19 protein-coding genes are annotated in these 22,296 nt (G+C 67.7%); 9 read left to right on the top strand and 10 right to left on the bottom strand.

Annotation, left to right across the window (positions count from 1 at the left end):
• On the bottom strand, positions 1–1,782 hold the full coding sequence (locus tag ACTHJF_RS15095) for an assimilatory sulfite reductase (NADPH) flavoprotein subunit (RefSeq protein ID WP_440267844.1): 1,782 nt from the start codon (positions 1,780–1,782) through the stop codon (positions 1–3).
• A gap of 132 nt (positions 1,783–1,914) precedes the next feature.
• Between ACTHJF_RS15095 and ACTHJF_RS15100 the strand changes: the two genes are divergently transcribed.
• From ACTHJF_RS15100 to ACTHJF_RS15135, 8 genes are all read left to right on the top strand, one after another.
• A complete protein-coding gene (locus ACTHJF_RS15100; RefSeq protein WP_440267845.1) occupies positions 1,915–3,120 on the top strand; it encodes a JmjC domain-containing protein in 1,206 nt (401 codons plus the stop codon).
• Entirely contained in the window at positions 3,117–4,067 is a 951-nt protein-coding gene (locus tag ACTHJF_RS15105; protein WP_440267846.1) for a GNAT family N-acetyltransferase, read from the top strand. Before ACTHJF_RS15100 ends, ACTHJF_RS15105 begins: the two co-directional genes overlap by 4 nt.
• 237 nt (positions 4,068–4,304) lie before the next feature.
• Positions 4,305–7,151 (top strand): 2-oxoglutarate dehydrogenase E1 component, encoded by a 2,847-nt coding sequence (locus tag ACTHJF_RS15110; protein WP_440267847.1) that lies wholly within the window; start codon positions 4,305–4,307, stop codon positions 7,149–7,151.
• A gap of 82 nt (positions 7,152–7,233) precedes the next feature.
• Positions 7,234–8,442 (top strand): 2-oxoglutarate dehydrogenase complex dihydrolipoyllysine-residue succinyltransferase, encoded by a 1,209-nt coding sequence (gene odhB / locus ACTHJF_RS15115; RefSeq protein WP_440267848.1) that lies wholly within the window; start codon positions 7,234–7,236, stop codon positions 8,440–8,442.
• 144 nt (positions 8,443–8,586) lie between these two features.
• On the top strand, positions 8,587–10,014 hold the full coding sequence (gene lpdA / locus ACTHJF_RS15120; protein ID WP_440260602.1) for a dihydrolipoyl dehydrogenase: 1,428 nt from the start codon (positions 8,587–8,589) through the stop codon (positions 10,012–10,014).
• Between the two features lie 155 nt (positions 10,015–10,169).
• Entirely contained in the window at positions 10,170–10,766 is a 597-nt protein-coding gene (locus ACTHJF_RS15125) for a TIGR00730 family Rossman fold protein (RefSeq protein ID WP_440267849.1), read from the top strand.
• 36 nt (positions 10,767–10,802) lie between these two features.
• A complete protein-coding gene (locus ACTHJF_RS15130; protein ID WP_440267850.1) occupies positions 10,803–11,804 on the top strand; it encodes an oxidoreductase in 1,002 nt (333 codons plus the stop codon).
• Between the two features lie 71 nt (positions 11,805–11,875).
• A complete protein-coding gene (locus tag ACTHJF_RS15135) occupies positions 11,876–12,241 on the top strand; it encodes a response regulator (protein ID WP_404633289.1) in 366 nt (121 codons plus the stop codon).
• 78 nt (positions 12,242–12,319) lie between these two features.
• Here the strand turns inward: ACTHJF_RS15135 and ACTHJF_RS15140 are convergent, their stop codons facing one another.
• Together ACTHJF_RS15140 and ACTHJF_RS15145 are read right to left on the bottom strand one after the other, a co-directional pair.
• Positions 12,320–13,219 carry a DnaJ C-terminal domain-containing protein gene (locus tag ACTHJF_RS15140; RefSeq protein ID WP_440267851.1) on the bottom strand — a complete coding sequence of 300 codons (900 nt, stop codon included), beginning with the start codon at positions 13,217–13,219 and terminating at the stop codon, positions 12,320–12,322.
• A 72-nt stretch (positions 13,220–13,291) separates the two neighbouring features.
• A complete protein-coding gene (locus ACTHJF_RS15145; protein WP_440267852.1) occupies positions 13,292–13,741 on the bottom strand; it encodes an Hsp20/alpha crystallin family protein in 450 nt (149 codons plus the stop codon).
• Between the two features lie 137 nt (positions 13,742–13,878).
• Between ACTHJF_RS15145 and ACTHJF_RS15150 the strand changes: the two genes are divergently transcribed.
• Positions 13,879–14,364 (top strand): peroxiredoxin, encoded by a 486-nt coding sequence (locus ACTHJF_RS15150; RefSeq protein WP_440267853.1) that lies wholly within the window; start codon positions 13,879–13,881, stop codon positions 14,362–14,364.
• Positions 14,365–14,490: 126 nt separating this feature from the next.
• Here ACTHJF_RS15150 and gyrA read toward each other — a convergent pair whose 3' ends face one another.
• From gyrA to ACTHJF_RS15185, 7 genes are all read right to left on the bottom strand, one after another.
• Positions 14,491–17,112 carry a DNA gyrase subunit A gene (gene gyrA, locus ACTHJF_RS15155; RefSeq protein ID WP_440267854.1) on the bottom strand — a complete coding sequence of 874 codons (2,622 nt, stop codon included), beginning with the start codon at positions 17,110–17,112 and terminating at the stop codon, positions 14,491–14,493.
• A gap of 139 nt (positions 17,113–17,251) precedes the next feature.
• Positions 17,252–17,662: a GtrA family protein gene (locus ACTHJF_RS15160; protein WP_440267855.1), complete on the bottom strand. Its 411-nt coding sequence runs from the start codon at positions 17,660–17,662 to the stop codon at positions 17,252–17,254.
• Complete coding sequence (gene mtnA, locus ACTHJF_RS15165; protein WP_440267856.1) at positions 17,659–18,672, bottom strand: S-methyl-5-thioribose-1-phosphate isomerase; 1,014 nt, start codon at positions 18,670–18,672, stop codon at positions 17,659–17,661. The genes ACTHJF_RS15160 and mtnA overlap by 4 nt, the downstream gene beginning before the upstream one ends.
• An 80-nt stretch (positions 18,673–18,752) precedes the next feature.
• The gene (locus ACTHJF_RS15170) at positions 18,753–18,944 is read right to left on the bottom strand and encodes a PspC domain-containing protein (RefSeq protein WP_440267857.1); all 192 of its coding nucleotides are present in this window, start codon (positions 18,942–18,944) and stop codon (positions 18,753–18,755) included.
• Positions 18,945–18,963: 19 nt separating this feature from the next.
• Positions 18,964–20,028: a class III poly(R)-hydroxyalkanoic acid synthase subunit PhaC gene (locus ACTHJF_RS15175; RefSeq protein ID WP_440267858.1), complete on the bottom strand. Its 1,065-nt coding sequence runs from the start codon at positions 20,026–20,028 to the stop codon at positions 18,964–18,966.
• A gap of 9 nt (positions 20,029–20,037) precedes the next feature.
• On the bottom strand, positions 20,038–21,216 hold the full coding sequence (locus ACTHJF_RS15180) for a poly(R)-hydroxyalkanoic acid synthase subunit PhaE (protein WP_440267859.1): 1,179 nt from the start codon (positions 21,214–21,216) through the stop codon (positions 20,038–20,040).
• 155 nt (positions 21,217–21,371) lie between these two features.
• Positions 21,372–22,296: polyribonucleotide nucleotidyltransferase (locus tag ACTHJF_RS15185; RefSeq protein ID WP_440267860.1), on the bottom strand; the 925-nt coding region annotated here is incomplete at its 5' end.

A 22,296-nucleotide genomic window follows, 5' to 3' on the forward strand; every position in this document is an offset into this window, starting at 1 on the left:
TCAGTACACGTCGCGGGCGTAGCGCCCGTCCTGCAGCAGCTCGGAAAGCCAGGCCTGCGCGGCCTCGGGGGTCTTGCCGCCGTGGGTGGCGACGATCTCGGCGAGCGCGGCGTGCACGTCCTTCGCCATTTGCGCGGCGTCGCCGCACACATACAGATGCGCGCCACCGGCGAGCCAGTCGTAGAGTTCGGCACCGCGTTCGCGCAGCACGTGCTGCACATAGCGCTTCTCGGCCTGGTCGCGCGAGAAGGCGACGTCCAGCCGGTGCAGCGCGCCATCCTTGAGCGCCTGCTGCCACTCGAGCTGATAGAGGAAGTCGTCGCCGGCATGGCGGTTGCCGAACACCAGCCAATTGCGACCGGCCGCGCCAGTCTGCTGGCGCTCCTGCACGAAGGCACGGAACGGCGCCACGCCGGTGCCCGGGCCGATCATGATCACGTCGCGCGTGCCGTCGGCCGGCAGGCGGAAGCGTTCGTTCGGCTCGATGAAGACATCCAGCGTGGCCTCTTCTTCCGCCTCGGCGATCCAGCGCGAGGCGGCGCCAAGGTGGGCTTCGCCGTGCGCGTGGTAGTCGACCACGGCGATGGTGAGATGCACCTCCTCGCCCACCGCTTGCGCGCTGGAGGCGATGGAATACAGCCGCGGGGTGAGCGGCCGCAATGCGGCGACCAGCGCGGCGGCGTCCCAGTCGGCCGGATGTGCGCGCAGCAGATCGATCGGCTGGTGGCTGGCGAGCAGCTCCTTGATGGCCTCGGGGTGTTCCAGCGCGGCGCGCAGCACGGCGCTGTCCGCCCGCTCAGCCACCGCCTGTACCAGCGGGCGGCTGAGCCGGGTCAGTTCGCGCTCGCGGCTCAGCCATGCGCGCAGCGGCTGCTCGCGACCGTCGTGGGTGACGACGGCGTCGCCCGCCAGCGACAGCGCGGCGAGAAACGCGTCGACCAGCGCGGCCGGGTTGCGATGCCACACGCCCAGCGCATCGCCCGGCGCGTAGTGCAGGCCAGAGCTCTCCAGCGACAGCTCCACGTGGCGCACGTCACGCTCCGCATGACGCGAGACGATGCGCTGGTTGGCCAGCACCGGCGCCGGAAACGGACGCTCGCGATGGAACGACTGCCGCACCGGCGCCACCCGCAGCGGCGTCACCGACGCGCTCGGCAGCTCGCGGCCGAGCTTCTCGCGCACCCGCGCCAGCGCGCCCTCCGCCCATGGCGCGGCGACCGGCTCGATGTCGACGTCGGCCTCGGCCAGCGGCGCCAATCGCTGCGCGCCCAGCTCGGCCAGGCGGGCGTCGAGCACGCGACCCATCGCATTGAACAGCGGGTAGCTGGAATCGCCCAGACCCAACACCGTGTAGTGCAGGTTCGGCAGCTTCGGCGCGCGACGCGAGGCAAGGAATTCGACGAAGCCACGCGCGTCGTCCGGTGGCTCGCCCTCGCCCTGGGTGCTGACCACCACGGCCAGGTAGCGCTCGTTGGCCAGCTCGCGGGTGGCGTAGGCGCCGGCGCGCACCAGTCGCACCGGCAGGCCGGCAGCCTCTACCTGTGCGGCGAAGCGTTCGGCCACGCGGCGGGCGTTGCCAGTCTGGCTACCGTACAGCACCGTGAGCCGGGTCGCGTTGGCCACAGCCGTTCGGGGCGACGAGTGCGCCGCCTGCTGCGCTGCGTAGGCGGCGATCCAGTAAAGCTGCGCCGGCTCCAGGCCATCGACCAGCTGGCGCAGCAGCGCCTGGCGTTCCTCGCCCAGGCCGGGCGGTGGCGCGAGTGCGGGCTGCGTGGCATTCACGGGGGCGATCCTTTGGACGTCCAAACGGGGATCGCCGCAGCTTGCTCCCGGGTACCCCATCGACCAAAGGATGATTGGCGATGACCATATGCCGCTGCGTCATGCCCGGCGCCGGTGGCTACAATCGCGCCCATGGCCATCTCCTCCCTCTCCCGCAAGTCGCTGCCGATCGAGGTGCGCGGCTCCGCGCGCCAGCCGCTCGGCATGTCCACCGCCCAGTTCCTGCGCGACTACTGGCAGAAGCACCCGCTGCTCGTGCGCAACGCCTTCCCCGATTTCGTGCCGCCGATCGCGCCGGAAGACCTCGCAGGCCTGGCCTGCGAGGAGGGCGCGCTGTCGCGGCTGATCCGCCACGACGAAAAGCGTGACCGCTGGCACGTGAAAACCGGCCCGCTCGCCGAATCCGATTTCGCCACCACAGGCGACGCCAACTGGACCTTGCTGGTGCAGGACGTGGACAAGTGGGACGCCGACGTCGCTGCGCTGCTCGAACCGTTCGCGTTCCTGCCGAGCTGGCGCGTGGACGACATCATGGTGTCCTACGCCGAGCCCGGCGGCGGCGTGGGCGCGCACGTGGACCAGTACGACGTGTTCCTGCTGCAGGGCCTGGGCCAGCGGCACTGGGCGATCAGCACCGACCCGGACGCACCGAAGGATTTCCGCCTGGACGTGGAGCTCAAGCAGCTGGCGCATTTCGAGCCCACCCACGAGTGGCTGCTCGAACCGGGCGACATGCTCTATCTGCCGCCGGGCGTGCCGCACGACGGCGTGGCCTTCGGCGGCGCATGCATGACGTTCTCCGTCGGCATGCGCGCGCCCTCGCAGGCCGAGCTGATCGGCGACCTCGCCGATTACCTCGCCGAACGCCTGCCGGAGGAGGCGCGCTACACCGACCCGGACCTCGCCCCCGCTCGCAGCGCCGGCGAGATCGACCGCAGCGCGCTCGAGCGCCTGCGCAGCGCGCTGCCGTTCGCCACCGCCTACAACGACGCCACCCTGCTGGACTGGTTCGGCCAGTTCATTACCCGCTACCGGCTGGCGCAGAACCCCGCGCCGGCCGATCGACCCACCACGCCGGCAGCGCTGGACAAGCTGCTGGCGACGGGAAGCACGTTCCTGCGCCACCCGTGGTCGCGCATGGCCTGGGCGCGCACGCGCGCTGGCTGCACGCTGTTCGCCAACGGCCACGCCTTCCCGGCCAGTGCCGGCCTGGCGCAACTGCTGTGTGCCGAACGCGAGTTCGTGCTGGACGGCGCACTGGATGCCACCGAACGCAGCCTGCTGATCGCCCTGCTCGACGACGGCCATCTGGTGCCACGCAAGCCGCGCCGCCGATGAAGCTCGAGGCCTTCCACATCGTCAGCGCCGACTGGGCGCGCGCCAGCGATCGCGAGACGATCCGCCCGCTGCGGCGGACGGTGTTCGTCGAGGAGCTCGGCCTGCCGGCGGAATGCGAAACCGACGCGCTGGACGCCGGCGCGCTGCAACTGATCGCCCGCGACGATGCCGACCGCGCCATCGGCGTGGCGCGGCTCACCGCCGACCACCGCATCAGCCGCGTCGCCGTGCTGCCAGCCGCGCGCGGCCAGGGTGTGGGCACGGCGCTGCTGCGGCAGTTGGTGGACCGCGCGCGCAGTTTCGGCTGGCCCGAGGTGCAGCTGGACGCGCAGGTGGACGCCGTCGCGTTCTACACCCGCGAAGGCTTCGCCGCCGAGGGCGAGCTGTTCGAGCACGCGGGCCTGCTGCACCAGACGATGCGCAAGGCGCTGGCGCCGGAATCGCCGGCCGCCCGCGTGCCGCGCGACGTGGGCGTGCTTCCGGCCGAGGACCGTCAGGCGGTGGAGGCCGCGCGGCTGCAGTTGCTGGTGGACGCACGCCACGTGCTGGCGATCCATCTACCGGTGCTGGACAGCGAGCACTTCGCCAGCGCCGCCGAGCTCGAGCAGATCCGCCGCATCGCCACCTCCGGCCGCGGCGCGCGCATCCGCATGCTGCTGCACGACCCGGCCGCCGCCTTGCGCGACGGACATCGGCTGCTCGCCCTGGTGCAGCGCCTGTCCAGCGTGATCCAGGTGCGCCGGCCGGTGGACGAGATCGACCTGGCCAACCGCGCCGGCTGGCTGCTCAACGATGCCGGCGGTTATCTGTTCCTGCCCGAATACGACCGCCCGCAGGGTCGCGCGGCCCGCCACGACCGCGCCGGCCAGGCACCGCTGGCCCAGCAGTTCGACGAGGTGTGGGAACGCTCGGTGCCCGCCACCGAACTGCAGGCGCTGGGTCTGTAGCCGACAGCTGAACGCCGCGCGGCACGTCCTATCGCCGCAGCGACCGCCCGCAGGCCGCTCGCGCCCTGGTTCCGGGCGGCGTCGAGCCCCTTGATTTGTAGCGATGCGGGCACATTCGTACCCGCGTACGGGTTGTCGCATCGCAGCAGCCCGGGTCTATAATTAACAAGATTTTTGCCAGCCTTCTGCTGCGCCAAGGGCAGCGCAGGCGGTCTCCCTTCCCCGACCGGTGGTGACGTGAGTACAAACCTGATTCGCGAGTTCTTCGAATCCTCCCAACTCGCAGGCGGAAACGCCGACTATGTCGAAGCGCTGTACGACGCCTGGCTGAGCGACCCCGGCTCCGTCCCCGCCGAATGGAACAGCTATTTCCAGAACTTCAATGGCCGCGCGTCGGGAGATGTCTCCCACACCGCGGCCATTGCGCGTATTGAAGCGGCGCAGAAGCAGCGGCGTGGCGCGGTAGCCGGTGCCGCCGCCCCGACGGATGACGCCCACGCGCGCAAGCAGGCCGGCGTGCTGCGCCTGCTCACCGCCTACCGTTCGCGCGGCCACCTCGCCGCCGATCTCGATCCGCTCGGCCTGGCGCAGAAGATGGACGCGCCTGATCTGGGCCTGGCTTTCCACGGCCTGAGCGACGCCGACCTGGACACCGAGTTCGACTGCGGCACCTACGCCGGCGGCGGCCAGCGGATGAAGCTGCGCGAGCTGCTGGCACGGCTGAAAAAGATCTACACCGGCACCATCGGCGCCGAGTTCATGTACATCTCCGACCACGCCCAGCGGAACTGGATCTACAGCCGCCTGGAGCAGGCCAACGGCAATCCGGGCCTGGCCGCGGACGAGAAGCGCCACGTGCTCGACGTGCTCACCGCCACCGAGGGCCTGGAGCGCTACCTGCACACCAAGTACGTCGGCCAGAAGCGCTTTTCGCTGGAAGGCGGCGACAGCCTCATTCCGCTGGTGGACGATGTGGTGCGCGCGGCCGGCGACAACGGCATCAAGGAGCTGGTGATCGGCATGGCCCACCGCGGCCGCCTGAACGTGCTGGTCAACATCCTGGGCAAGCCGCCGAAGACCCTGTTCGACGAGTTCGAGGGCAAGTTCGAGCACATCGACGACCCGGCCTACTCCGGCGACGTGAAGTACCACATGGGCTTCTCGTCCGACCTGAAGACGCCCAAGGGCGGCGTGCACGTGGCGCTGGCGTTCAACCCGTCGCACCTGGAGATCGTCAATCCGGTGGTCGCCGGCTCGGTGCATGCACGCCAGCTGCGCCGCCGCGACACCGAACACCAGCAGTCGATGGCCGTGCTGATCCACGGCGACGCGGCGCTGGCCGGCCAGGGCGTGAACATGGAACTGTTCAACATGTCGCAGGCCCGCGGCTTCAAGATCGGCGGCACCCTGCACGTGGTGGTGAACAACCAGGTGGGCTTCACCACCTCCAACCCGCAGGACGCGCGCTCCACGATGTACTGCACCGACCTGGCCAAGATGGTCAACGCGCCGGTGTTCCACGTGAACGGCGACGACCCGGAAGCGGTGATCGAAGTCACCCGCCTCGCCTACGAATTCCGCAAGACATTCCGCAAGGACGTGGTGATCGACCTGGTGTGCTACCGCCGCCACGGCCACAACGAGGCCGACGAGCCGGCGGCGACGCAGCCGTTGATGTACCAGATCATCCGCAAGCGCCCGACCACCCGTGACCTCTACGCCCAGCGGCTGCAGAAGGACGGCGTGATCGCCGACGGCGACGGCCAGAAGCGCCTCGACGCCTACCGCGACCGCCTGGAGGCCGGCGCGCCGCTGGCCGAGTTCAACCCCACGCCGGTGCGCGACCTGGAGATCGACTGGGCGCGCTTCACCAACAGCTCGCTGGCGACGGCCGTGGACACCACGGTGCCGAAGCAGAAGCTGGTGGAGCTGGCCAAGCGCATCCTCGACCTGCCGGGCGACCTCACGCTGCAGTCGCGCGTGGCCAAGATCTACGACGACCGCCGCAAGATGGCCGCCGGTGAGCAAGCGGCCGACTGGGGCTTCGCCGAGAACCTCGCCTACGCCACCCTGATCGACGGCGGCAGCAATCTGCGCCTGGTCGGCCAGGATTCGGGGCGCGGCACCTTCTTCCACCGCCATGCGGTGCTGCACGACCAGAAGGACGGCCACACTTTCCTGCCGCTGGGCACGATCCGCGACGACGCCAACGTCGAGGTGATCGACTCGCTGCTCAGCGAGGAGGCGGTGATGGCCTTCGAGTACGGCCACTCCACCACCGATCCTGACACGCTGCACATCTGGGAAGGCCAGTTCGGCGACTTCGCCAACGGCGCGCAGGTGGTGATCGACCAGTTCATCAGCTCCGGCGAGTCGAAGTGGAATCGGCTGTGCGGCCTGGCGTTGTACCTGCCGCACGGCTACGAGGGCCAGGGCCCGGAGCACTCCTCCGCTCGCCTCGAGCGCTTTCTGCAGCTGTGCGCGATGAACAACATGCAGGTCTGCGTGCCGACCACCCCGGCGCAGGATTTCCACATGATCCGCCGCCAGATGCTGCGCCCGGTGCGCAAGCCGCTGATCGTGATGACGCCCAAGTCGCTGCTGCGCCACAAGCTGGCCGTGTCGAGCCTGGACGAGCTGGCCAACGGCAGCTTCCAGCTGGTGATCGGCGAGCATCGCGAACTGCCGGCGAAGAAGGTCAAGCGCGTGGTGCTGTGCGCCGGCAAGGTCTACTACGACTTGCTGGAGGAGTCGGAGAAGCGTGGGCAGACCGACGTGGCCATCGTGCGCGTCGAGCAGTTGTACCCGTTCCCGCGTCCGCAGGTCACCGCCGAACTGGAGAAGTACGCTTCCGCCAAGGAAGTGATCTGGTGCCAGGAAGAGCCGATGAACCAGGGCGCGTGGTTCCAGATCCGCCACCATCTGCAGGCCTGCATCGGCGCCAAGCACACGCTGTCGTACGCCGGCCGGGCCCGCTCCGCCGCACCGGCCGCTGGTCACCTCAACGAGCACAACGCCGAGCAGGCGGCTCTGGTCGAGCAGGCGCTGGTCGCCCCGATCGGCACCGACCATTCGGCCGAGTAAGATTTTTCGAATAGCGCGGTCGGGACGGCCGCTTTGCTCCCGCGCCCACGGATGGGCGCTCACCTGAAACCAAGGACCCTGTATGTCCATCGAAGTCAAAGTCCCCGTCCTCCCCGAGTCCGTCTCCGACGCCACCATCGCCACCTGGCACAAGAAGGTCGGTGATGCGGTCAAGCGCGACGAGAACCTCGTCGATCTGGAGACCGACAAGGTCGTGCTCGAGGTGCCCGCCACGGTCGACGGCGTACTGAAGGAGATCCGCCATCAGGAAGGCGACACGGTGAACAGCGAGCAGATCATCGCGATCATCGAGGAAGGCGCCGCCGCTGCCGCGCCGGCCCCGGCGAAGGACGAGGCCAAGGCGCCTGCGCCCGCGCCGGCCAAGGCCGAGGCACCGAAGGCCGCAGGCAAGGGCACCGAGGAGCTGTCCCCGGCCGGCCGCCGCGTCGCCGAGGAAGAGCACATCGACCCGTCCAAGGTCGGCGGCACCGGCCGCGACGGCCGCGTGACCAAGGAAGACCTGGTCAACTACGGCAAGGGTGGTGCCGCCGCTGCGCCGGCCGCGCCCGCCGCCAAGCCGACGCCGGGCGCCCGTCCGGAAGAGCGCGTGCCGATGACCCGCATCCGCGCGCGCATAGCCGAGCGCCTGATGCAGTCGAAGAACTCCATCGCCATGCTGACCTCGTTCAACGAGGTGAACCTGGCCGAGGTGGTGAAGATGCGCAAGACGCTGGGCGAGTCGTTCGAGAAGGCGAACGGCATCAAGCTCGGCTTCATGAGCTTCTTCGTCAAGGCCGCCGCCGAGGCGCTCAAGCGCCACCCGGTGATCAACGCGTCGGTCGACGGCAACGACATCATCTATCACGGCTACCAGGACATCTCGATCGCCGTGTCGACCGACAAGGGCCTGGTGACGCCGGTGCTGCGCGACGTGCAGGACATGAGCTTCGCCGACGTCGAGCAGGGCATCGCCGGCTACGCCAAGAAGGCCCGCGACGGCAAGCTCGGCCTGGATGATCTGCAGGGTGGCACCTTCACCATCACCAACGGCGGCACCTTCGGCTCGCTGCTGTCCACGCCGATCGTCAACCCGCCGCAGAGCGCGATCCTGGGCATGCACACCATCAAGGAACGCGCGATCGTCGAGAACGGCCAGGTGATCGCCGCGCCGATGATGTACCTGGCGCTGTCCTACGATCACCGCATCATCGACGGCAAGGACGCAGTGCTGTTCCTGGTCGACATCAAGAACCAGCTCGAGAACCCGCAGCGCATGCTGCTGGGCCTCTAAACATCACCGCATCGGCCCCTCTCCCTGTGGGAGAGGGGTTGGGGTGGGGGTTCGGCATCGCCGCGACGCCTCGCTCCGCACGCACCCTCACCCGCCCTTTGGGCACCCTCTCCCCCGGGGAGAGGGACAGAAGCGAGAAACGCCATGAGCGACCAACAATTCGACGTCATCGTCATCGGTGGCGGCCCGGCCGGCTATCACGCCGCCATCCGCGCTGCGCAGCTGGGCCTGAAGACCGCCTGCATCGACGCCTGGGCCGGCAAGGACGGCAAGCAGGCGCTGGGCGGCACCTGCCTCAATGTGGGCTGCATCCCGTCCAAGGCGCTGCTCGATTCGTCCAAGCAGTTCTACAACATCGCGCACAACCTGCCGGTGCACGGCATCAGCGTGGACAACGCCAAGGTCGACCTGGGCACCTTCATCGGTCGCAAGGACAAGATCGTCAAGCAGTTCACCGGCGGCGTGGCGCAGCTGTTCAAGGCGAACAAGATCACCAGCTTCTTCGGCAAGGGCAAACTGTTGAAGGGCAACCAGGTGGAGATCACCGGCAACGACGGCGCCAAGCAGACGATCAGCGCCACCAACGTGATCCTGGCCTCCGGCTCCGTGCCGATCGAGCTGCCGTTCGCCAAGTTCGACGGCAAGCACATCATCGACAATGCCGGCGCGCTGGACATCAACGAAGTGCCCAAGCGCCTGGGCGTGATCGGCGCGGGTGTGATCGGCCTGGAGCTGGGCAGCGTGTGGCGCCGTCTGGGCGCCGAAGTGACCGTGCTCGAGGCCCTGCCCGACTTCCTCGGCGCCGCCGACGCGGACATCGCCAAGGTGGCGCTGAAGGAGTTCAAGAAGCTCGGGCTGGACATCAAGCTGGGCGCCAAGCTGGCCAAGGCCGAGGTGAAGAAGAATGAGGTCCACCTCACCTACACCGACTCCGACGGCGAGCACAGCCTGGTGGTCGACAAGCTGCTGGTTGCCGTGGGCCGCCGTGCCTACACCGACGGCCTGCTGTCCGACGACTGCGGCGTGAAGCTGGACGAGCGCGGCCGCATCGCCGTGGACGATCACTGCCATACCGGCGTCGATGGCGTGTGGGCGGTGGGCGACGCGGTACGCGGGCCGATGCTGGCGCACAAGGGCTTCGAGGAAGGCATTGCCGTGGCCGAGTGGATCGCCGGCAAGTCCGGCCACGTCGCCTACGACACGATTCCGTGGGTGATCTACACCGAGCCGGAAATCGCCTGGGCCGGCAAGACCGAGAAGCAGCTGAAGGACGAAGGAGTGCCGTACAAGGTGGGCACCTTCCCGTTCGCCGCCATCGGCCGCGCCGTGGCGATGAACGAGGCGGTTGGCATGGTCAAGATGATCGCCCACGCCGAGACCGATCGCATCCTGGGTGTGCACATGGTTGGCCCGGGCGTGTCCGAGTTGATCGCCGAGTGCGTGGTGGCGATGGAGTTCAAGGGCTCGGCCGAAGACATGGCGCGCATCATGCACGCGCACCCGACCTTGTCCGAGGCCGTGCACGAGGCGGCCCTGTCGGTCGACAAGCGCGCCATCCACAAGGGCAATTGATCGCCCTCGTGCGATGAGGGGCAACGGCCCGCTCGTGGCGACATGGGCGGGCCGTTTCATTTGCAGCATGAACTCGCCCGCGGGCGTAGTCGTCGGCTTTGGCATCACAGTCGGGAGCGTCGCCCGCGAGCGGGCTCCTACAAAAAGGGTTTTCCATGTCCCCGATCACCTCCCTGTGCGTCTACTGTGGCTCGAGCAGCGGTTCGCGTCCCGAATATGCCGAGCAGGCACGTGCGTTCGGCGCCGAGCTGGCGCGGCGCGGCATCACCCTCGTCTACGGCGGCGGCAACGTCGGCCTGATGGGCATCGTCGCGGATGCCGCGCTCGCTAACGGCGGCAAGGTGGTCGGCGTGATTCCGCGCCACCTGGTCGAGAAGGAAGTCGCGCATACCGGGCTCAGCGAGATGCTGGTGGTCGAGACCATGCACGAGCGCAAGACGCGCATGTACGAGTTGTCGCAGGCCTTCGTCGCGCTACCCGGCGGCTTCGGCACACTGGACGAGATGTTCGAGATGCTGACCTGGGCGCAGCTCGGCCTGCACCAGTGGCCTTGCGCCTTCCTCGACACCCAGGGCTACTATCGCCATCTGCTGCAGGCGATGCGGCACATGGTTGACGAGAAGTTCGTGCGCTCTGCGCAGTTGGACGGCATCTGGTTCGGCGAGTCGATCGATGCGCTGTTCGACTGGATGGCCCATTACCAGCCGACCTTCGTGCCGAAATGGATCGACGAATCGGCCGTCGCGCCCTAAGCAGGCATTCCCATCCCATCGCGTGAGAACGCAACCATGACGCCATCCACCTTCCGCGCCTTCCGTATCCATAACGACGACGCTGGCTATCGCGGCGGCATCGAGACCATGGACGTCCAGAGCCTCTCGGCCGGTGAGGTGCTGGTCAAGGCGGCGTACTCCTCGGTGAACTTCAAGGACGCGCTTGCCGGCACCGGCAAGGGCAAGATCCTGCGCCAGTTCCCGCTCAACGGTGGTATCGACGTCGCCGGCCACGTGGTGGCGTCGACCGACCCGGCGTTCAAGGAAGGCGATGCGGTGCTGTGCACCGGCTCGGGGCTCTCGGAGACACGCGACGGCGGCTACGGCGAGTACGTGCGCCTCGACACGCGCTGGACCATTCCCCTGCCCGCCGGCTTGAGCTTGCGCGAGAGCATGATCCTGGGCACCGCCGGCTTCACCGCGGCGCTGGGCCTGCTGCAGATGCAGGACAACCGCCAGACGCCGTCGCTGGGGCCGATCGCGGTCACCGGCGCCACTGGCGGCGTGGGCATGCTGGCGGTCGACATGTATGCGCGCGCCGGCTACGAGGTGCACGCGATCAGCGGCAAGGCCGAGCACTTCGACTTCCTCCGCCAGCTGGGCGCGGCGCAATGTCTGGATCGCCACCAGCTCGCCTTCAGCGGCAAGCCGATGGACTCGGCGCGGTTCGGCGGCGCGCTGGACAACGTCGGCGGCGCCATGCTGGCCGGTCTGCTGCCGCAGATCGCGCCGTACGGCAACGTGGCGCTGTGCGGCAACGCCGGCGGCATCGCGTTCGACAGCACCGTGATGCCCTTCATCATCCGCGGCGTGAACCTGCTGGGCGTGGCCAGTGCCGGCACCGCACGCGACCAGCGCGAGCGCGTGTGGCAGCATCTGGCAGGCGACTGGAAGCCGCGGCACCTGGATCGCATCGCCACGCGCGAGGTGACGCTCGACGAGTTGCCGGAGGTCTTTCCCGCCATGCTGGCCGGGCAGTCGTTCGGCCGTACCGTGGTGCGGCACGGCAGTCGCTGACCGCCTCGACTTGGAAGCAGGTCGGGCGCAGCTTAGAATCCACCCACTTTCGTACAAGGGATCCCCACCTTATGGCCCGTATCCTCATCGTCGACGATTCACCGTCGCAGTTGCTCGGTCTGAAACGCGTCGTGGAGAAGCTCGGCCACGAGGCGCTGACCGCCGAGGATGGCGCCGCAGGCGTCGAGGCGGCCAAGCGCGAGCTCCCGGACCTGATCCTGATGGACGTGGTGATGCCTAACCTCAACGGGTTTCAGGCCACCCGCACGATCAGCAAGGATCCCACCACCGCGCACATCCCGGTGGTGCTGGTGACCACCAAGGACCAGGAGACCGACAAGGTCTGGGGCATGCGCCAGGGCGCCAAGGCCTACGTCACCAAGCCGATCAAGGAAGAGGAGCTGGTCGCCACGCTGGCCGAGCTGCTGCCGACCTGAATCGCCAGGCATCAGAACAAACGAAAACGGCGCCCGCGGGCGCCGTTTTCGTTTGCAGCAAGCGGACAAACCAAGGGCTCAGCCGCGCGGGTTGTAGTCCGCGAAATGTTTGTGCAGCGCCTCGTAGGCCTTGCGCTGCTTGTCGTCCTCGGCCGGCGGCGTGCGGATCGACAGTTCCACCAGCTGGTCGCCCGGCGGCGTACCCGGCATGCCACGCCCCTTGAGCCGCAGCTTCTTGCCCGACTGCGCCCCGGCGGGGATGCGCAGATCCACCGTACCGGCCAGCGTCGGCACCGGCACCGTGGCGCCCAGCGCCGCCTCCCAGGGGGCGATCGGCAGCACGTGCAGCACGTTGCGCCCGTCGAGCTTGAAGCGGGCGTCGTCGCGGATCGCCACCTCCAGCAGCAGATCGCCACTGGGACCGCCGGCAGCGCCAGCGTGGCCCTGACCGGAGAGCCGAATCACCTGCCCCGGCTGGATGCCGGCCGGGATCTTCACCTCCAGCACGCGCTCGTTGCCGTGGCTGTCGTGCAGCGCGACGCGCGTACGACCGCCATCGAAGGCGGTCTGCAGATCAATCTGCACCTGTGCCTGCACGTCACGTCCGCGCCGTGCCCGCGGCTGCCCGCGATGACCGCCGCCCGCGCCGCGACCGAACAGACTCTCGAAGAAATCGCTGAAGTCGCCCTCGCCGGCGCCATCGCCGAAATCGAAGCCCTGGCCGAAGCCGGGGGGTGGGCGGAACTGCTCACCGCCGCGGTAACCGCCGGCGCGCACCTGGTCGTAGGCGCGGCGCTTTTCCTTGTCGCGCAGCACCTCGTTGGCCTCGTTGACGGCCTTGAACTTGTCCTCGGCACCGGCTTCCTTGTTCTTGTCCGGATGGTATTGCCGCGCCAGCTTGCGATAGGCGGCCTTGATCTCCGCCTCGCTGGCATCGGGCTTCACGCCCAGGATGTCGTAATAATCTTTGAACTCCACTCACCTCTCCCCGGCGACGGATGGCGCAGGACCCGCGGCGGGCAGGGCCGCCGCGGATCGAATCGTGCAAGCTTACTCGGCCGCGTTGATGGTGATGCGGCGCGGCGTGGCCAGCGGCTTCTTCGGGATCACGATCTCCAGCACGCCGAACTTGCCCTTGGCGGTAATGCCCTCGGCATCGGCGCTGTCCGGCAGCGTGAAGCGGCGATGGAACAGGCCGTGCGCCCGCTCCACCCGGGTGTACTTGCCGTTGTCGCCGTTCGGCGCTTGGCGCTCGCCCTTGATGGTCAGGATGCCCTTCTCCATGCTCACTTCGATCTGCGCCGGATCCACGCCCGGGATATCGGCCAGGATCACAAACCGCTGCTCGTCCTCGCGGATGTCCACGCGAGGCGCCCACTGGCTGGTGACCACGTTGGACGCATCGCCGTCCTCGGCCTGGAAGAAACGGTCGAAGGCCTGGCGGACCTCTTCCGGGAACATGCGGCTGGCATTCCACTGCATCGGGTTGCGGTTGCTCATGACGGACTCCTTCAAAGGGTTACGGCGCACACGCCGCTTGCCTGTCAAGTAGGTGCAACTGGCCGCGATTCAAGGCGACAGCGCAACCCGGTGCGGTTTAGCATCCCTCGGTTGCCCCCTCTTCAGCTGGAAACCCCATGACCATCCAGACCGGCCAGACCCTGCCCGACCTCCCCCTCGCCGTGATCGACGACGGCGAAAAGGAGAACACCACCACCGGCGCGCTGTTTGCCGGGCGCAAGGTGGTGATGTTCGCCGTTCCCGGCGCCTTCACGCCCACCTGCTCGGAGCGTCACCTGCCTGGCTACGTGGCCGCGTTCGACGCATTCCGCGAGCGTGGCATCGAGGTCTATTGCCTCTCGGTCAATGACGCCTTCGTCATGCAGGCGTGGGCGAAAGCCCAGTCCGTCCCGCCCGGGCTGAAGATGCTCGCCGACGGCAACGCCGAGTTCACCCGCGCGCTGGGACTGGAGCTGGACGGCAGCGCCTACGGTCTGGGCCTGCGCGCGCGACGTTTTGCGCTGTACGCCGATGACGGCTTGGTGAAATGGCTGGCGATCGAGGCACCGGGCGAATTTCGCGTCACCGGCGCCGAAGCGGTACTGGCCGCCATTGGCGGCTGATACTCGTCCTTGCCCCCGTCTGAGCGGTGAGTCCGATGCTGCACCTGGCGACGAAGCGGCCGCACCCCTGAAAAAGAAAAACCCCGGCCTGGGCCGGGGTCTTTCGTGGTCCGTCGACTGGCCGAATCAGACGTCGTCGCCGGCCTGCGCCGTGCCGGCATCGGCCTGCGGCGGCTGCGGCGGCTGGCCCTCAGGCATCAGCGCCTCGGCCTCTTCGCCGTTGTCCTCCTCGGCCTCCAGCCGCACCACGCTGACCAGAGCCTCGTCGGCCGGCAGCTTGATCAGGGTGACGCCCTGGGTATTGCGGCTGAGCTGGGAGACCTCGGCGACGCGGGTGCGCACCAAGGTGCCCTGGTTGGAGATCAGCATCAGCTCGTGCGCCTCGGTGACCTGCACCGCGGCGACCAGCGGGCCGTTGCGCTCGGAGCACTGGATGCCGATCACGCCCTGGGTGCCGCGGCCCTTCTTCGGGAACTCGTCCAGCGCGGTACGCTTGCCATAGCCACGCGCAGTGGCGGTGAGCACGTCGCCCTCGGATGCCACGATCATCGACACCACTTCGGCGTCGTCCGCCAGGCGCATGCCGCGTACGCCGGTGGCGGTACGTCCCATCGAGCGCACGGTGTTCTCGTCGAAGCGGTTCACCTTTCCGTTGGAAGCGAACAGCAGCACGTCGCTGTTGCCATCGGTGAGCGCGACGTTGACCAGTGCGTCGCCCTCGACCAGGTTGATCGCCTGCTTGCCCTTCTGCAGCTGGAAGGCAAACTCGGTCAGCGGGGTCTTCTTCACCGTGCCGCTCTTGGTGGCGAAGAACACGAAGCGGTCCTCGGCGTAATCGCGTACCGGCAGCACCGCCTGCACCTTCTCGCCCTCGGCCAGCGGCAGCAGGTTGACGATCGGCTTGCCACGCGCGGCCGGACCGGCCTCGGGCATCTGGTACACCTTGAGCCAGTAGACGCGACCGGTGCTGGAGAAGGTCAGCAGCGTGTCGTGGGTGTTCACCACCCACAGCTGCTCGACGACGTCCTCGTCCTTCAGCGCCGAGGCCGAGCGACCCTTGCCGCCGCGGCGCTGCGCACGGTAGGTGCTGGCCGGCTGGCGCTTGATGTAGCCAGTGTGCGAGAGCGTGACCACCACGTCTTCCGGGGCGATCAGGTCGAGCACGTTGAGATCTTCCTGCGAGGCCTGGATCTCGGTGCGACGCGCGTCGCCGAACTCCGCCTTGATCGCTTCCAGCTCTTCGCGGATGACCTTCAGCAGCACCTCGGGGTTTTCCAGGATCTCGATCAGGCCGCGGATGGTCTCGAGGATCTGGCGGTACTCGTCGCTGAGCTTTTCCTGCTCCAGCCCGGTCAGGCGGTGCAGGCGCATGGCGAGAATTTCCTGCGCCTGCACGTCGGACAACTGATAGCCGTCCGGCTTGAAGCCGTCACGCGGATCCATGTCTTCCGGTCGCGAGGCATCGGCACCGGCGGCGGACAGCAACGCCCCGACCATGCCCGGCTCCCACTTGCGCGCCACCATGCGCTCGCGCGCTTCGGCCGGCGAGGCCGAGGTGCGGATCAGCTCGATCATCTCGTCGATGTTGGCGAGAGCGACCGTGAGGCCTTCCAGGATGTGCGCGCGGGCACGTGCCTTGCGCAGCTCGAAGATGGTGCGGCGGGTGACCACCTCGCGGCGGTGGCGAATGAAGGCCTCGAGGATGTCCTTGAGGTTCAGCAACTTCGGCTGGCCATCGGACAGCGCGACCATGTTGATGCCGAAGGTGACCTGCAGCTGGGTCTGCTGGAACAGGTTGTTGAGCACCACGTCGGCCATCGCGTCACGACGGATCTCGATCACCACGCGCATACCGTCCTTGTCGGACTCGTCGCGCAGTTCGCTGATGCCCTCGAGCTTCTTTTCCTTCACCAGCTCGGCGATCTTCTCGATCAGCCGCGCCTTGTTCACCTGGTACGGCAGCTCGTGGACAATGATCGTCTCGCGGCCGTTGGACTCGGTTTCGATCTCGGCCTTGGCGCGCACCAGGATGCGACCACGGCCCGTGCGATACGCCTCGACGATGCCGGCCGAGCCGTTGATGATGCCGTGGGTCGGGAAATCCGGCCCCGGGATGTAGGTCATCAGCTCATCGATGCCCAGCGAGGGATCGTCGATCAGCGCGATCGTCGCGCCGATGACCTCGGTGAGGTTATGCGGCGGAATATTGGTGGCCATGCCCACCGCGATGCCGGCCGAACCGTTGACCAGCAGCGCCGGCACGCGGGTGGGCAGCACCAGCGGCTCGTGCTCGCTCTCGTCGTAGTTCGGGCCGAAGTCGACGGTTTCCTTGTCGATATCCGCCAGCAACTCGTGGGTGAGGCGCGACATGCGCACCTCGGTGTATCGCATGGCCGCCGCGTTGTCGCCGTCGACCGAGCCGAAGTTGCCCTGGCCGTCGACCAGCATGTAGCGCAGCGAGAACGGCTGCGCCATGCGCACGATGGCGTCGTAGACCGACGCGTCGCCGTGCGGGTGGTACTTACCGATAACGTCACCGACCACGCGGGCCGACTTCTTGTAGGGCTTGTTCCAGGCGTTGCCCAGTTCGTTCATCGCGAATAGCACGCGGCGATGGACCGGCTTGAGGCCGTCGCGCACGTCCGGGAGGGCGCGTCCCACGATCACGCTCATGGCGTAGTCGAGGTAGCTCTGGCGCATCTCGTCTTCGATGTTGACGCGGATGACTTCTTTGGCGAGTTCTGCCATCAATCGGCTTCCCAGTGAACGAAAAAAGGCCGCATCGCCAGCGCCTCAGGCGCGTGCGCAAGCGACCCGAAAATCAACCCGCGGAGTGTACCACGAAAGCGCTTTGCGCGACAGTATTTAGTGCTTTTTAATCAGCCACTTAGCGCGGTGTCTTGGGGTGGCGAAAAAGCACCGCGCGCGCTGCTGAAAAATTGACCAGCGCAGCCACCGCCGAACCGGCCGCTGCGGCGACTGCCGGCCACCGGTGCAGGGTAGGAAACAGCTGCAGGCACAGCACGTACACGCCGTAGTTGACCACCGCCCCGGCGCTCATCAGCGCCAGCCAATGCAGCCATTCGGCATGCGCGCGGCGGCCACTGGAACGTCCCGCGAAGGTGTGCCGGCGATTCCACCACCAGGTGAACGTGGCGGCCAACAGGAACGACACCACGCGGGCGAGGTACGCGTTCCACTGCTCCACGCCCACCAGGGCCTGCACCACGGCCGCATCGATGATCAGGCCGAGCACGCCGCCGATGGCGAACAGCGTGATGTCGCGCGGCAGCCTCACCCGCCGAAGACCGCCTGCATCACGGCCGCGTTGGGCCGCTCGATCACGCCGCGCTCGGTAACGATGGCGTCGATCAGCTCCGCCGGCGTCACGTCGAACACTGGGTTCCAGGCTTCGGCACCATCGACCACGGTGCGCTGACCAGCGGTGGAGAGCAGTTCGGTGGCATCACGCAACTCGATCTCGATCGCCTCGCCGTTGGGTGTGGCCATGTCCACGGTCGAGGACGGCGCCGCGACCATGAACTTCACGCCATGATGGCGCGCGGCGATGGCGAGCTGGTAGGTACCGATCTTGTTGGCGGTATCGCCGTTGGCCGCGATGCGGTCGGCGCCCACGATCACCCATTGAATCACACCGGATTTCATCAGGTGCGCGGCGGCCGAATCCGCGATCAGCTTGGCCGGAATGCCGTCGCGCACCAGCTCGTACATGGTCAATCGCGCGCCCTGCTGCCACGGCCGCGTCTCGCCGGCATAGACGTGATTGATGCGCCCGCTGGCGACACCGGCGCGGATCACGCCCAGCGCCGTGCCGAACCCGGCAGTAGCCAGCGAGCCGGTATTGCAATGGGTCAGCACGCCCGAGCCCGGCGCGATCAGCGAGGCACCGAGCTCACCCATGTGGCGGTTGGCGGCGAGGTCTTCGTCCTGGATGGCCTGGGCTTCGACCGCCAGCGCAGCGGCATCGGCGCCGGCGGCGATGCGTTGCTTCATGCGATCCAGCGCCCACATCAGGTTGACCGCCGTCGGCCGTGCCGCACGCAGCATGGCCAGCGCCGAGTCCAGCGGCTCGCCCTGCTGTGCTGCAAGCACCACGCCCCAGGCGGCAGCGATGCCGATCGCCGGCGCGCCGCGCACCACCAGGTCGCGGATGGCCTGGGTGACGTCGGCGGCCCGACGGCAATCCATCCAGCGCTCTTCGCGCGGGAGCAGGCGCTGGTCGAGCAGTCGCAGCTGATCGCCCTGCCATTGCACGGCACGGACGCGGTCGTAACGGTCGTAATCCATCGGAATTCTTCACACTTCAACAGAGGATGGCCCGCCGGTGGCACCGGCAGACCCAAGGAGGCGGCATGCAAGCGTGAGGCTTAGGCCGCGTCGGGCATCACCAGCCACATCACCAAGTACAGCAGTATGCCGGAGCCGCCGAGCAGGGTCAGCACGATCCACGCCACGCGCACCAGCGTGGGGTCCCAGCCGTAGTACTCTGCGATGCCGCCGCACACGCCAGCGATGGTGCGATGAGTACGGGAGCGCTGCAGGCGCTTGCCTTCGGTCATGGTCCGATTCCCTGCTCGATCAGCCGCGCGCGCGCAGCCACTGGTGGATGGCCGGCGGCACCTCGCGCTGAGCCCGTCCGGAAACGTAAATGCCGATGTGGCCGCCCTTGAACGCCACCTCGGTGTAGTCGCGCGTGCCGATGTGCTGGCGCAGCGCGCGCGAGGCGTCCGGCGGCACCAGGTGATCCTGCTCGGCGTAGATGTTGAGCACCGGCTGCTGGATCAGGCCCAGGTCGACCGGACGCCCGCCGATCTCCAGCGAGTGCTTGACCAGCTTGTTGCCCTGGTAGAAGTCCTTGATGAACTGGCGGAACGCTTCACCGGCTTGGTCGGGCGAATCGAAGATCCACTTCTCCATGCGCAGGAAGTTCTCCAGCTCGGCCGGGTTGTCGAGGATGTCGACCAGGCCCACGTATTTCTGCTGGTTGAGCCGCAGCGGCTTGAGCGTGAGGTAGACCCAGTTCATCAGCCCGGCCGGGATGTTGCCCATCACGTCGACGAAGCGGTCGACGTCGAGGTTCTGCACCCAGTGCGAGAGCATGTTGTCCGGCGTGTGGAAATCCACCGGGGTGACCATGGTGATGAGATTCTTCACCTTGTCAGGGTGCATCGCCGTGTAGCACAGCGAGAACGCGCCACCCTGGCAGATGCCCAGCAGGTTGATCGCGTCGAGTCCGTGGCGATGGCGCACGGCATCGACGCAGCGATCGAGGTAGCCGTTGAGGTAGTCGTCCAGCGTGAGCCAGCGATCGGCGCCGTCGGGGTAGCCCCAGTCGATCAGGTAGACGTCCTCGCCCTCCTCGAGCAGGTTGCGCACCAGCGAGCGGTCGGGCTGCAGGTCGGTCATCCACACCGTGTTGACCAGTGCATAGACGATCAGCACCGGCGTCTTCGCGGTCGGACGGCTGCCGGTGAAGTGCCACACTTTGAGCTTGTCTTCGCTGTAGACCAGCTCGCGCGGTGTGTTGGCGTACTCCGGCTCGCCGAGTTTCGGCAGGTTCTGCATGCCGGCGGCCAGCTTGTGCTGGAAGCGATTGATCTCGGCCAGCGCCTGGGCCGGGTCGATGCGCAGCGGTGTGTACATGGCCATTCCTTACTTGCGCTTGGCGCGACGCGGCGCCGGGATGCCGGGGCGAACGGGCTTAGCGGCCTTGCTGGCTGCAGACGCGACCGCCTTCGTCCGGCGGCCCGCCGCTTTCACAGCCTTCGCCGGCGCCCTCCGGCGCGGCGCGGGCGCCACCTTGCTGGTGGACGATGTCTTCGCCGTCGATTTCTTCGCCGCTGCCTTCTTCGCGCTCTTTCGCGCGGCCGGCTTGTTGCCGTTCGCCGCGGGTGGCGGCGCCGCGCCGGCAGATGCGCCGACGGCAGCAAGCTGCTTCTTCAAGGCGGCCAGCTCGGCGCGCAGGGCAGCCAGTTCGCTCGCCGTGCTGCCGCCGCTGGCGGCCCGCTGCTCGCGCCGCAGCTCCTGCAGACGCTTGCCCAGGCTGTCGACCTCGCTGCGCGTGGGCAGGCCGAGCTGCCGGCACAGTTCTTCCAGCTGCTGCTGCATCAGCTGGCGTTCTAGCATCTGCGCGTTGACCATGGCTCCGTAGACTTCGCGGAACTCGTCACTCAGCGCGATCTCCGCGTAGGCCTCCTCGGCCGAATCGATCCACAGGTCGTACAGCGCCTTCAGCGATTCGATCTGCCGACCGGGCTCGGCATGGTCGGCCAGCTTGTTCTGCAGGCGTTCCAGACCCTGCGCGTTGGCACGCAGGATCAGCGCCTGGTACCGGCGCTGCTGCTCGGCGCTGTCGAGCATCGCGGCGATCAGCGTCTGCTGCTTTTCCTGCTGCTCGCGCTGCAGGCCAAAGGCCGGCATGTGCTGCGGCCGGTGCCAGTCGGCACTACCCAGACCGCCCTGCCCGGCCGCCGCCAGCCACGCCTGCCACTGCTGCACGAAACCCTGCGCGGCCGTGCTGTCGATGCCACTGAATGCCTGCGCAAAGGGTTGGCTGGCGTTGCCGAACATTTGCTGCATCTGGGCCTGCCAGTCGCTGCCCAGCGGATCGGCCTGGCTGCTGGCGGCGCGCTGCATCCAGTCGAGGTAACCCTTGATACCGGCGAGGCTGCGCTCGAGCACATCGTTCATCGGCACGCCCGGAGCGGCTCCCATGCCGAACGCGGGAGCCACGGGCACAAACCCGGTGCCCATGCCGCCGAACGGCGCGGTCGGCTGAGTGGAGGCCTGCTGCAGATAGCGCATCCACTGCTCCCAGGACTGTTGGGCCATGGCTTGGGACTGCCTGATGAAATCGCTCGCCTGATCGGCCATGTCTGCCTCCGGATGCTTTATCCAAGGCATCGTAGCAAATGGATGTGGCGATAAAACGAAGAAGGCCCGGCGTCGCCGCCGGGCCTTCGATGCGTTCAGCGCGAGTCGTTGACTCAGGCGCCAGCGGCCTCGTCTTCGGTGACGGCCTTCATCGACAGGCGGATACGGCCCTGCTTGTCCACCTCGAGCACCTTCACCTTCACGATGTCGCCTTCCTTGAGCTTGTCGGACACCTTCTCGACGCGCTCGGAGGAGATCTGCGACACGTGCACCAGACCATCCTTGCCCGGCATGATCGTGACGAACGCGCCGAAGTCCATCAGCTTGGCGACCTTGCCCTCGTAGATGCGGCCCGGCTCGACGTCGGAGACGATCTGCTCGATGCGCTTCTTGGCCTCGTCGGCCGCCAGGCGGTTGACCGAGGCGATGATCACCGTGCCGTCATCGCTGATGTCGATCGTCGTGCCGGTCTCTTCGGTGATCGAGCGGATGGTGGCGCCGCCCTTGCCGATGACCTCGCGGATCTTGTCCGGGTGGATCTTGATGGTGAGCAGGCGCGGGGCGTACTCGCTCATCTCCGAACGCGGCGTGCTGATCACCTTGGCCATCTCGCCCAGGATGTGCAGGCGGCCACGCTTGGCCTGCTCCAGCGCCACCTTCATGATCTCTTCGGTGATGCCGTCGATCTTGATGTCCATCTGCAGCGCGGAGATGCCATCGGCGCTACCGGCCACCTTGAAGTCCATGTCGCCGAGGTGGTCCTCGTCGCCCAGGATGTCCGACAGCACCACGAAGTCGCTGCCCTCCTTGACCAGGCCCATGGCGATGCCGGCCACCGGTGCCTTCAGCGGCACGCCGGCGTCCATCATGGCCAGCGAGGAACCGCACACCGAGGCCATCGAGGACGAACCGTTGGACTCGGTGATCTCCGAGACCACGCGCAGCACGTACGGGAATTCCTCGATCGAGGGCTTGACCGCCTGCACACCGCGCTTGGCGAGGCGGCCATGGCCGATCTCGCGGCGCTTGGGCGCGCCG

The sequence above is a fragment of the Dyella sp. genome (assembly GCF_051962475.1).
Classification (GTDB): Bacteria; Pseudomonadota; Gammaproteobacteria; order Xanthomonadales; family Rhodanobacteraceae; genus Dyella_A.